Here is a 12,818-nt window from a genome sequence, read left to right on the forward strand (position 1 = left end):
CTACTAAAAACTCAGGTAAAATCATTTTTATAAACTCAATATAGTTTTCCACGTTTATTATTTATCATTACAAAGATCTGTAGTTTTTAATTCACACACAACTTTTGAGATTGATCCGGTATATTTACTATTTAAATGAATCATGATTAGTAGGATGTTTGTGGATAATTGTCTGAACCATGATTTATAGGATTATTAGGATTAATAAGATGTTTGCGTGATGTTGATTGTGGTTATTTGTTTGGACTGTGATTAGTAGGGTTATTAGGATTAATAAGATGTTTGTGTGATGTAGATTGTGTATGTGGTAAGAATATGCGGAAAGTATATCCGTCCAGATCTTATTAATCCCATTAATCAAGAAAATCAAGGTTCAGACAATTAGGTAGCAAGATTCAGGCATTATGCGGAAAGAGATTATGCGGAAAGTTTATCCGTCCAGATCTTATTAATCCCATTAATTAAGAAAATCAATGTTCAGACAATTAGGTAATAAGGTTCAGATAATTAGGTATCAATGTTTAAAATATAATTATATGGATATTAATCAAGTTACACATCAGATTATCGGAGCGGCTATGGAAGTTCATTCTACTTTAGGTAATGGGTTTCAAGAGGTTATTTATCAACGGGCATTAAACATAGAATTACATCAAAGAGGATTGTCTTTTGAGCGAGAGTTTGAGATGAGTATTGATTATAAAGGATATAATGTAGGGACACGTCGGGTTGACTTTTTTGTAGCAGGATGTGTGATGGTTGAGATTAAAGCTGTTGTTCAATTAGAAGATGTGCATTTAGCTCAAGCAATGAATTATTTGGAAGCTTATAAGTTAGAAACAGGTTTATTAATTAATTTTGGTAGTAAAAGCCTTGAGTTTAAAAGAGTGTATAATCTCACTCATCCTGATAATAAGAGAGTCTGATGTTAGGAGCGTAAAGTGGTGTGTCGGAAATACCGACATACCACTTTACTCAATAATTCGCAGAGTTTACGGTTTTCCGTACCTATTAGAAAAATAGGATACTTATTTTAGCGAAAAATAAATTATATTATGAGTGCTTTACGACTAAAAATAACCTTTAGTGTATTCTTTTTTACATATCTTCTTTTTGCTCAAGAAAATACAATTAACATAGGTAACGATCATTTACAATTGTATAAACTAATTAATGGAAAGGATGTAGTATTCTACGAAGTGCAGAATAAGGAGGTTCAGTTTCCTGTTATGGAGTGGAAGGAAATACCTAATCCTCGTTATGTTGCGTTAACTAATGAAGCGGAAGGTAATTATGCGAGATATAAAGAGTGGTTAGCTAAAAATAAAGCCAAGGAAGATGCGCGAACTAAGTTTGTAAATAAAATAGAAGAATATCTTAGTAGTTCTGATAGATATAAAGAGAAAGTGATACTGTTACAAGAAGCAGATAGTATTAGTAGAGCCTATAATTTTTTAGAAGGATTTGATGGTTCAGAGTTTAGAAATAAACAGTTTATTTATGATGAAAAGAAGAGACCAGATACAGGTTTTCTTAATGCGGTTTTAAAGTATCAAAGAGATTTACAGAATACATATTATGGAATAGGATATACTTACCAAAAAAATAATACTGGAGGATTTACAGAAAATCAAAAGTATCGATTTAAGCAATTAGAGGATGAATTAGAAAGGATGCCTAAAACAACAAAAGGGTTAGTGTTGTCAGAGAATTCTATAACAAAAAATATAATGGTGTATGTAGATGAAGATTATCCATTAAGTGATCTTACATTGAAGTTTACTTATAATTCATCAAGTGATTATAATTTGGTCTCAATTAATGTGGGAGAGTATCGAATAAAAGCTTTTTTTAGAGATCAAGAAGCCTATAGGATACACGAAAAATTTAAAGGATATTCGGAGATTTCTCCTATTCGATACGAAGTTATATTTTCTGAGGATAATCGCAGTTTTATAACAAATGCAAAAGACAATATATTGTCTTATTTTAAGTCTATAAATGAGATTGAAGGAAATCCTTTTTACTTTGTTAAGTCTACAATTGAACGTTTGAACTATTTTGCTAAAGTTAGAAATGATGGAGAGTTTTCTACTGCGTTAAATAAAAAGAAGATGACAGGAATGTACGAACTGCCTAATCTTTCTGAAGCTATTGATTATGATGAACTTAAATACATTTCTTTTAACTCTTTAGATTTAACAGAGAAATTTATAGTAAGGACACCTTTTAAGACTGATTCTGATATGGATTTGTTTATGATTATTCAGAGTCTTAGAACGAAAAAGTATTATGTCGTTAATAATTATTTGTTTAATCTATTTCAGAATTATAATCATATGGGAGATGAAGAGCATGGAAATGGATATATTTTTAAGAGAGTTCCAAAAGAAATAACAGCAGAAGAGAAAGCATTGTACAACAGATTTATGACATTAGTTAATCAAGGAAAGGCGAAAAGTGATCAGATAGAAAAGGTCTTAAAGAAATATCCATTAAGAAATATGAATGATGTGAGTAGAATCTCTAAGGTAGATAAACAGACATATAACCGATTACTTAAAGAAATGAGAAAAATTAATGACCAAGCACGTGATATATTAAATTATGAAGATGAGAATAAATGGTTGATTAATAAGTTGTCAATTAAAGAGATAGCTAAGTATGAACAGTTAGGACATGATTGTTATAATTTATTTGAAATAAATTTTTAAGATTAATAAAACCGAAGTACAGCTTCGGTTTTCTTTTTACTCAATAATTCGCATTGTTTGTAATTTTCTGCTTGTACAGGAGGTTAGATGATGGTATATTTACAACTATATGACTAATATAAGTGATGACAGTTTATAAATGATGAACATTTAATACTGTATAGCTTAACAAGTATTTCGAGAGATGAAACAATTAGATGATTTAATAAAGGAACTTATAGCTTTTAGAGATGCAAGAGATTGGGAACAGTTTCACAATTCTAAGGATTTGGCATTAGCTTTATCTATTGAGGCTTCAGAATTATTAGAGGTTTTTTTATGGAAGGGGAATGAGGAGTGTGATAAAGATCGACTGAAAGAAGAACTAGCAGATGTGTTTATGTACGGTTTATTATTAGCACATAAAAACAATCTAAATGTTGTCGAAATTATAGAGGAAAAAATAAAAAGGAATAACGAGAAATATCCAGTAGAGAAATCTAAAGGAACGGCTAAAAAGTATAATGAGTTATAATGGAGAAAGCTTTTGAGATTATACAATTAGATTTTAAGAAAGACCAACTGATAGAATTAGAATTACTGGCTACAAATGCGTTGTCTTGGCCATTGGTCTATATCTTAAATGAAGATAAAGAGAAGGTCGCTTACATAGGTGAAACTACCGATGTGATAGCTCGTATGACTAATCACTTGAGTAATACTGAGAAAAATAGAATGAGTGTGGCTCGGTTTATTACGAGTCATTATTTTAATAAGTCTGCGACGTTAGATATAGAGTCTAACCTTATCCGTTATGTGGCAGCTGATGGTCAGTTTAAGCTTATCAACGGAAATCTAGGTATCGCTAATCATCAATACTATCAGCAGCAAGAGGTGTATTGGGACTTGTTTAAGGATATATGGAGTGAACTGCGCTCTCTAGGAGTGGTTAGACATTCATTGGAATATATTGATAATTCAGATTTGTTTAAGTACTCACCTTATAAGAGTTTATCTAAAGAGCAGGTTCTTGGACTAAAGAGAATCCTTGAGTGTATATTAGATAAAGATGCTAAAGTGAGCTTGATCGAAGGAGGAGCAGGTACAGGTAAGAGTATACTTGCTATATTCTTATTCAAGTTATTAAAGACTGACTTATCTAATTTTAATTACAGCGATTTTAAAGAGACTGATGATGAGATATTTACTCTTGTTAATCAGATAAAAGAAAAGTATAAAGACCTTAAGATGGGATTAGTTATCCCGATGTCTTCTTTTAGAAAGACAATTTCTAATGTCTTCAAAAATATTCCTGGGCTAAGTGCTAAGATGGTAATCGGACCGGCTGAAATAGCTAATAATGAATATGATATTCTGATCATAGATGAGTCTCATAGATTGAGAAGGAGAGTTAATCTAGGTGCATATTTTGGTGTGTTTGATACTAATTGTAGAACTTTAGGATTAGATAGAGAGACAAGTTCTGAGTTAGAATGGGCTGTTTTGAAGTCAGAGAAGTTAGTTCTTTTTTATGACGAGAAACAAAGTATCAAGCCTTCAGATGTCTTGAAGGAAGATTTTGATAAGCTTAAAAATGCTCCATATTCACGTAAAGAAGTATTAAGATCACAGTTTAGAGTAAAGGGAGGGAGACAATATGTTGAGTTTATAGATCACCTTTTAGATTTAAACTTTAAAAACCTTAAAGAATACAAATCAAATGAGTATGAGGTTTTTGTTTTTGAGGATTTAGATTTGATGGTTAAACAAATACAAGAGAAAGAATCTTCGTATGGACTATCTAGAATGGTAGCAGGTTTTGCTTGGGATTGGATATCTAAGAACGATAGAACTAAATATGATATTGCTATTGGGGATAGTCTACTTCAGTGGAATAGCGTTGCAGTGGATTGGGTGAATTCGCCTAATTCTATTAATGAAGTGGGGTGTATTCATACTATTCAAGGATATGATTTAAATTATGTAGGGGTAATTATAGGTCCTGAGATAGGATATGATCCTATTAATAAGTGTATTCTTATCAAGAAAGAATTGTATAAAGACAAGAATGGTAAGCAGTCTATAAAGGATATAGATACTCTTCGTAATTATATCATTAATATATACAAAACGCTGTTATTGAGAGGTATTAGAGGCACTTATATGTATGTCTGTGATGAAGATTTAAGAGCTTATTTTCAAGAGTTCTTGCCTACTAAGGAAGCTAGAAAAGAAGTAGATGCACTCGTAATTCATCAGGAGCAAATCAGCACACAGTGTATTCCTTATTATGATTTAGAGATAGCAGCAGGTTCGTTCAGTGAACGACAAAGTGTGGAAGAGGTGAGTTATATAGAAATGGAAGAGTATTTTAAGAATACAGGAGAGTATTTTGCATGTAAGGTGGTGGGTGATTCAATGAATAAGGTGATTCCTAATGGGGCAATCGCTCTATTTAGAAAAGAGATGGGTGGAAGTCGTAATGGGTTAATTTGCCTCGTGGAGTCTACAGATATTCAAGATTCTGATTTGGGTGGCAATTATACTATTAAAGAGTACGAAAGTAAGAAAACATACGATGAGGATAATTGGGAACACTCCGAGATTATCTTAAAGCCTCTGTCTACTGATGTTTCTTATGAGGCGATGTGTCTTAGAGATGAAGAAACAACGCTGTTAAGGGTTATTGGAGTTTTTGTTAGGGTGTTAGGGTAGAGGAGTGTGAGTAAATGTTAGAATACAAGAACTTTATTAAAACACCTGTTTATTAAAATAGAAAAAAGCATGTCGCACTTAGAAAAAATAAAAATATCCAACGAGTCTATAATAGTAGATTTTCAAGAACATTTAGAGTTAGAATATAATCAACGTATTCTATTTACAGCTCCTTTTGGTGCAGGGAAGTCAACGTTTATAGATGATTTCAAAAATCAACATCAAGAGGGATATCGCTTTATAAGACTTTATCCTGTGAACTATGCTGTATCTGCTAATGAGGATATATTTGAGTTAATTAAGTTTGATATTCTGTATGAGTTGATAGCGCATCATAATGAAGAGATAGCTTTAGAAAAAGAAGACTTTAACTTTTGGTTACGTATGTCAATGTTTATGCAAAATAAGGCTGATTTAATGCCTTTGTTTTTGCATATTATTTCTCTTCATGAGACAATCGGTAAACCTGTAGCAAAGTTTATAGAAGTGGTTAAGCCTTTAGTTAAAGACTTTAAGACATATAGTAAGAAAATAAACATAGATGAGACAGGTGATGTATTTGGCTTTTTAGAAACATTCGAAAGTAAGAAAGGCAGTCCTTATGAAATGGATGCGACTTCACAGTTTATCTTTGATTTAGTTGATAGACTGAAAGGAGATGAGTTACCTGATCAAGAGGAGATAGAAGAAGATAAGAAGAGAACGAATAAGACAGTATTAGTCATAGATGATTTAGATCGTTTAGATCCTGACCATATCTTTAGGTTATTTAATATTTTCTCTGCTCATACGCATTCGATATCAGGAGAGAATAAGTTTGGTTTTGATAAGGTTATTTTTGTCTGCGATATAGAGAATATCCGTAAGATTTATGCACATAAATACGGACAAGGTGTTGATTTCTCAGGGTATATGGATAAGTTCTATTCTATAAGGCCTTTTGTCTATGATAATTTTAAATATTTAACACAGAAAATCACAGCTATTATTGATCAATCAACATTTAGTAGTCAATCACAAATAGTAGTTGTAAAAACACCTTCAGTGGTATATTTGTTATCTGCCGTTTTAAAAATATTATCAAAGAATAAAGCTATAAATCTACGTAGTCTTTTAAAGAGTAGTACTTTTTTATTATCCATAGAGGAATATGTTACAATAAAAAACAATATAACCCTATCGAAGAATAAAATCTCTCTTGTAGTAGTATTTGAAATTATAAGTGAAATGCTAGGTGGTTGGGTGCAGTTAGAGAAGGCTTTACTTTTAGTGAAAGAATACTCTTCTAATAAGCACTATTTTGATATGCATCAGCAATTTTTAGACAAGTATAATTTAACTAATTATAATTATGGTCATGAAGTAGACTTTCTAAAGAGAGAAATTTTCAAGGTTTTTGTAGGAGAATATTTAAAAAATGAAGATATGACAACAGATGGTAATAGAGTTATACAACTTCATGAATTTAAATTAGATGTAGTTTATAATTTAAGATATGAAGATATAGATGATTTTAAAATTAAATATATTAGAGAAATTGGAGGTGATGATAATATTGATTATAAAGTGAATTATGATTTACTGCTTATAGAAGCTTTTAGAAAGCTACAAGAATATGGCTTTATACCTAAAAACTAGTAAAGTAATTATAAGTATATTATTAGACTTCTGTCATATATACAGAGTATGTATTAGAAAACTACCTAAGAATGTAGAGATATTCGATATTTAAATGAATTGTTAATGAAGTATTTTTTTAGAGAATTATTTGAGAAGATAAATCAGTTTTCTCATAAGATAGACAATGTGGCTTTATTAGAAGGACAACATTGGGTGGTGATGAATGAGATAGAGGAGGTGAAGAAAGTCTTAATCTTCAGATCTAATAAAGAGCTTTTGGTTTCTTCTAATGGCAAAGTAGAAATCTGTAGGTGGGAATATTTAGGTTATAATTCTATTCTACTAGGAATAAATGAGGAGCATTTTTTATATAAGAATGAGTTTTTTGATAAAGATGTATTGGCTTTGAAATTAGATGGGCAAGAGACACCTTTTCTATTACTGAATGAAACTAAGTTTGGAAAAGAAATCAATACCATAGAGAATGTTTTGCGATTTCTTTCAGATAAATACATAAGTAACTCTAAGCAGGTGAAAGAATTTCTGAATAAAGAGAATGTAAATTATAGGCTAACAGAAGATATCGTAGATGTTAATTATTCAGAAGAGATGTATCTTGATCCTATTAATCGTGCTAGGACAGTAATTGCTAAAAGTGAACTACTGAAGTTATTTCCTTACTTATATAAGTATGAAAAGCAAGGTGTTGTGATTTATCAGTATCATAAGGGAGAAGAGTGTGTCGTTTGTGGTGATCGTGTTTTTGATTTTGTAGGAGAGCCCTATAGTGGGAAGTTGAGATTCAGTTGGTATCATTCTCTTTATGTAGTTGATGGTATAGTTAGGGGATAATATTATAACAGAAATTTGTAATGATACTTTTAGCTATCTGAATTAGAATGACAAGATTAGGGTGTGCTATAAATTATAGCAATCTATTGGTTTTACTATTGATATCGGTGTTTGTTTTTGCTTTTTGTGCTTAATTTGAGTAAATTGCAGGTAAGAATACTTAAATTTGTAGCGTATTATTATGGTTGGCTTTAGTACATTATGGGTTTACCGAATGGTACATATTGATAATATAAACCATATTAGTGAGTACGGGTTGACACATGTAGACTCTATTAATCGTAATGTAGACTACGTTTCTATTGGTAATAGTAGTATAATCTCTGTTCGGCATAATAGAGAACTAGAGAGTGGAAGGAGTATAGGGAGTTACTTGCCATTCTATTTTGGTTATTGTACACCTATGTTATATGTGATACAGAATGGATATACTGGAGTGACAAAAGTAGAGGCGACCTCTATTATCTATTGTGTGACTTCTGTGAAGGCTATCTTAGATTCTGGACTTGATTTTCTCTTCACAGATGGTCAAGGAAATAGTAAGTTAACTACTTTTTATATGAAGGAGAGAATTGATGAGATAGCAGAACTTATTGATTTCAACGCTGTGAGTGCAAAGTATTGGACTGATGAGAATGATGTTGATAAAAAGAGAAGGAAGGAAGCCGAGTTATTATTGGATGGGGATTTGACATCAGAGTTTGTGTTAGGTTACATCTGTTGCAATGAGGAAACAAAAAGAAGGTTAGTAGCAATGGGAATTGCAGAAGAGAAAATTGTAATAAGAGCAGGTTATTATTTTAGGCTATGATAAAGTATAGAGAGGGTAATTTATTGGATAGTGAAGCGCAGGCTTTAGTTAATACGGTGAATCTCGATGGAGTGATGGGGAAGGGGATTGCTTTACAATTTAAGAAACAGTTTCCTGAGAACTTTAAGGCTTATAAAAAGGCATGTGACACTAACGGAATAGCAATAGGAAAGCTATTTGTATTTGAAGAAGAGACGCTGTTAACAGGTAAAAAGATTATAGTGAACTTCCCAACGAAGACTACATGGCGGAAGCCTTCAGAGTATAGTTATGTGGAGGAAGGATTAAAAGAGTTGGTAAATTTCATTCAAGATTATAATATTCAGTCTATTGCAATACCTGCCCTAGGTGCTGGTAATGGTGGATTAGAATGGAATGAGGTGAAGAAGAAAATAGAGTATCATTTAGGAGATCTAGCGTGTGACGTTATCGTGTATTTGCCTAATGTAGTCATTAAAGAGGATGTTGCTATAGAAAGAGTGAGTTTAACTCCTGCAAGAGCTATGTTATTAGCAGTCTTGTATGATTTGGTAAAACAAGGAGAGTTTATATCAGAGTTCTCAGCAGAGAAGATTGCTTATTTTTTACAGCGATTTGGTGCTGATTCGGAGTTTAAATTAGAGTTTAAGCCGTATCATTATGGTCCCTATTCAGGGAAGGTAAAGCACGTGCTTTATTATCTAAATGGGAGTTATATTACAGGGTATTCATCTAAAGATAAAAGGCCATTCGATGTATTAGATGCTAATTTAGGTGATGAGCAAAGTGTGTTAAGTTATTTAAAGAGTCAAGATCATAGGTATTTAGATATTGTAGAGCAGACTCAGACATTCTTATCAGGTTATTATTCTAATTTTGGATTAGAGCTACTTTCTACTATTGATTATATTAAACAGAAAGAAGGAGGACAGACTATAGAGGAGATATCTAGTTATTTAAAGAATTGGAACTCTAGAAAGCAAAGGATATTTGCTAATGATCTCAATAAAATAGCATTAGGATTAAAACATTTAGAACAATTATAAGATAAAAAGCCCGCCCATCACTGAGCGGGCTTTATATTTCTGAATATTTAAGCTCTTAATTACAAGTCTGGATATAATCGTCAACTAGTTTCTTTAATCCTTCTAAAGTAATGGTGTCATACTTCTCGAAGCTTAGCGCACTACAGTTAACGTATTTGTCAAATATCTTTTTAGTAGTTTCTTCTTTTCTCTTTCCGAAAGTACTGCGGTCTCCTAAATAAACAGCTTTCTTCTGTCCTTTTAATAGTAGGTAGAATCCATTAGGTGTTTTCATATGGTGTAAGACCATATTTCCTCCGTTATCATAGTCTACGAGAAGGAATTTGCTAGAACCACCGAAGACGTCTAGTTCTCCATTAGAGTTGCCTAGACCTCCATCTTCAGAAGTAGAAATTCCTAAATAACGTTCGTTACCTACGCCAAATTCTACACCGTCTTTTGCTTTAAAACTCAATCTTTTCTTATCTGTCTGGATAGATACTGAATTTCCATAACTGCTTACATCTGCAATACCTACAGCACCGCTTATTCTGTAATCCCCATTGCGTGGTACTGACTCGAATTCAATAGTAACTAATCCAGTGTGTTTAACACCTTTTTTATCTAAAACATATCCTTCTACGTCATATATATTACGTGATTTGCCTTTAGACTCCTCTACGTGTTTATTATATTCTTCTTGTTTCTCTGCTGTTTTTGCGTTTTGGTAATCTTTTATTTCTTGAGTCATATCACCGAACTTGTACCCATTAGCATATAATCTACCTACAAATACAGGGTTTGCTTTTATAGGGTCTGTATTGTCCATCCAGTAGTTTAGATCTGTCATGTCAAATTCTTTATTGTCATATGTTCTTAGTTTGACACCTCTAGCTGCGTTCATACTTTTAGTCTCATCATAACTTACTTTAGCAATGACATTTCCCTCATTATCAGCAATCGTAGCTTCATGGAACGAGTAAGCCTGCTTAGTAGTTTTAGTGTTGATAAAACCTATCTTAGTAGCCCCTTGCATAATACTCGCATTGTCAGTTACATTGATATTTGCCTTTTTTAATAGAGCTACTTCTTCAGCTTTCTGATTTTGTCTATCTCCATCTATTTTTTGCCATTTTTCAGAAAGCTCTTTATTTGACGATTGGAATAGTTCAGTAGCTCTGTCGTTGTTAATACCACTTCCTGTGATTAGGCCATCTGCACTAAAGTATACCGCCATAATGACCTGTTTCTCTTTACTTAAAGTGAATGGTACATTTTTCATCTCCATATCTTGTATGTTTCCATTCTCACCTTTAAGTTGTAGCCAAAAGTTGTTATTAGCACTACTCTTAACCTCTGCCCAAAAGAAGTTTTTGTCATCTAGGCTAGTCAGTTTATAAGTGGTGCCTTTTCTTTCAATCTTCGCTACTTCTGCTTTGTCGATAGTAATAACACCTTTCTTAACATTGAAATCTTGAGCATGAGCTCCGATAGCAGCTAGTACTACAAGGGATGTGGTAATATAAGTTCTCATAATTTTTTTTCTCAAAGTTATTATATTTTTATTAAAATTAGTATAATATTTATTTTTGAGAATATTTATTCGTTTGTTTTTTGTGATATAATATCTTATTTAACCAATGTTTTAATAGGCTAGGTGCTGTGGTTAATGGGATAGACAGTTGTTTTGTAGTTGTTATTTTAACAAATAAAGTCTTTTCCCTTAAATCCTAAACTACCATTTATTGCGAATAAATATTATTTTATGGAGTTTCAATTAACTCTAAAATTGCACTAAAGAGGGTTTTATTATTATCTATTATAATTAATAAGTGAACAACAAGGGATAGGTTCTTATTAATCAGTAAATTTGTTATACCTTAAATCCGCAGAAAACATTTAAACGAGAATGAATTATACAAAACATAGCAAAATTAGTGATTAAAGCATACATTAGTATGGTTTTAGAACTAATTGAAGTTATGTCAAGTAGAATTAATTTGCAGTAAATGGTAGTTGCAGATTTAAGGTTATAATTAAAAGAGAGTAATTATGTTGTCACATCGCGGTAAGGAGAGAAGTTTTATGCAGAATTTGCGTTTAGCGGTATTGCTGTCTTTTGTCGGGGGTGTTGTTAATGTTAGTGGTTTTTTAGCGTTAAAGTTGATGACAACGAATGTAACAGGGTATTTGTCCAACTTCGCACAAGAGGTATTGACATTTAATAAAACGGCTATTCTGAAGTCAGTGTTGCTATTAGTCGCTTTCTTTTTGGGATCTTTTACTTCCCACGTTATTCTACAGTTGCAAAAGATGATTTGGAACAAGGTGTATTTTACAGTTCCTCTAATCTTAGAAGCAGTATTACTAGGTGGCGTAGCCTATGTGGAGGGAGACATCTTATCTCAATATCCAATGAAAATAGCGTATATACTTTTATTCGCAATGGGACTTCAGAATTCACTAGTTACTTTCATCTCTAAGGCGGTAGTCAGAACAACGCATATCACAGATATTGTGACTGATTTAGGTATTGAAACAGCGAGGTTATTTTTCTACTTCAGAAATGCAAATGTACGTCGCGTATTATTTTCTCATATAGGTCTTAAGCTTGCGATAGTCTTATCTTTTGGGATAGGGGGAATTACAGCAGCATTCTCTTTTGAATATCTACATTTGCGTACCTTATATATTGGCGTAGGAGTTATCTTATTTACTATGGTGTATGACTATCTAGTGGTTAAAATGATGAGGGTACTAGAAGAGGGGAAACATATCGTAGATTGGAGTAAAAAGGTAGTGACAAGAGATTATAGGTTATATGATATCTGGAAGAGAAAGAAGAATGGTTAATGGTTAATGGTTTACAGTTAACGGTTTTTATATAGCGTTTAGAAGGCTAATACTCTTGAGAAATGATGAGACACTCTAATATCATGCCATCACGACATTACAACATCACAAAAAAAACAGAAGAAAACAATACCTCAAAGTCGGGAGACTTTGCGGAGCTTGTGAAAGAATATTTATCTTTAAAAAGGCAATTGACTTTAAACAGAAAACCAACATCACAGGGCCAAACGGCTAGAAAATGTCTAGTAGACATTTTTAGTGATGGAGCCA

The 12,818-nt window shown here is 32.2% G+C and carries 10 protein-coding genes; 9 read left to right on the forward strand and 1 reads right to left on the reverse strand.

Features of this window, described 5'->3' with window-relative positions:
• Positions 1 to 536: 536 nt before the first annotated feature.
• The 8 genes from CF599_RS14630 (at position 537) to CF599_RS14665 (ending at position 9,716) form a co-directional block, all read left to right on the forward strand.
• A complete protein-coding gene (locus CF599_RS14630) occupies positions 537 to 926 on the forward strand; it encodes a GxxExxY protein (RefSeq protein WP_121966784.1) in 390 nt (129 codons plus the stop codon).
• Between the two features lie 129 nt (positions 927 to 1,055).
• Positions 1,056 to 2,714, forward strand: coding sequence for a hypothetical protein (locus CF599_RS14635; protein ID WP_121966742.1), 1,659 nt, complete (start codon positions 1,056 to 1,058; stop codon positions 2,712 to 2,714).
• A gap of 184 nt (positions 2,715 to 2,898) precedes the next feature.
• On the forward strand, positions 2,899 to 3,228 hold the full coding sequence (locus CF599_RS14640) for a nucleotide pyrophosphohydrolase (RefSeq protein ID WP_121966743.1): 330 nt from the start codon (positions 2,899 to 2,901) through the stop codon (positions 3,226 to 3,228).
• The gene (locus tag CF599_RS14645) at positions 3,228 to 5,408 is read left to right on the forward strand and encodes a DNA/RNA helicase domain-containing protein (RefSeq protein ID WP_121966744.1); all 2,181 of its coding nucleotides are present in this window, start codon (positions 3,228 to 3,230) and stop codon (positions 5,406 to 5,408) included. Before CF599_RS14640 ends, CF599_RS14645 begins: the two co-directional genes overlap by 1 nt.
• Positions 5,409 to 5,477: 69 nt before the next feature.
• The gene (locus CF599_RS14650; protein ID WP_121966745.1) at positions 5,478 to 7,046 is read left to right on the forward strand and encodes a P-loop NTPase fold protein; all 1,569 of its coding nucleotides are present in this window, start codon (positions 5,478 to 5,480) and stop codon (positions 7,044 to 7,046) included.
• Positions 7,047 to 7,151: 105 nt separating this feature from the next.
• Positions 7,152 to 7,880: a hypothetical protein gene (locus CF599_RS14655; protein ID WP_121966746.1), complete on the forward strand. Its 729-nt coding sequence runs from the start codon at positions 7,152 to 7,154 to the stop codon at positions 7,878 to 7,880.
• 214 nt (positions 7,881 to 8,094) lie between these two features.
• Complete coding sequence (locus tag CF599_RS14660) at positions 8,095 to 8,691, forward strand: DUF4433 domain-containing protein (RefSeq protein ID WP_158221787.1); 597 nt, start codon at positions 8,095 to 8,097, stop codon at positions 8,689 to 8,691.
• The gene (locus CF599_RS14665) at positions 8,688 to 9,716 is read left to right on the forward strand and encodes a macro domain-containing protein (RefSeq protein WP_121966748.1); all 1,029 of its coding nucleotides are present in this window, start codon (positions 8,688 to 8,690) and stop codon (positions 9,714 to 9,716) included. The genes CF599_RS14660 and CF599_RS14665 overlap by 4 nt, the downstream gene beginning before the upstream one ends.
• Before the next feature lie 55 nt (positions 9,717 to 9,771).
• Here CF599_RS14665 and CF599_RS14670 read toward each other — a convergent pair whose 3' ends face one another.
• Positions 9,772 to 11,229, reverse strand: coding sequence for a hypothetical protein (locus CF599_RS14670; protein WP_121966749.1), 1,458 nt, complete (start codon positions 11,227 to 11,229; stop codon positions 9,772 to 9,774).
• 518 nt (positions 11,230 to 11,747) lie between these two features.
• On the opposite strand from CF599_RS14670, the gene CF599_RS14675 reads away from it, so the two are divergent.
• Positions 11,748 to 12,548 carry a YoaK family protein gene (locus tag CF599_RS14675; protein WP_121966750.1) on the forward strand — a complete coding sequence of 267 codons (801 nt, stop codon included), beginning with the start codon at positions 11,748 to 11,750 and terminating at the stop codon, positions 12,546 to 12,548.
• The last annotated feature ends 270 nt before the right edge of the window (positions 12,549 to 12,818 follow it).

This window comes from Myroides sp. N17-2 (assembly GCF_002286775.1).
Classification (GTDB): Bacteria; Bacteroidota; Bacteroidia; order Flavobacteriales; family Flavobacteriaceae; genus Flavobacterium.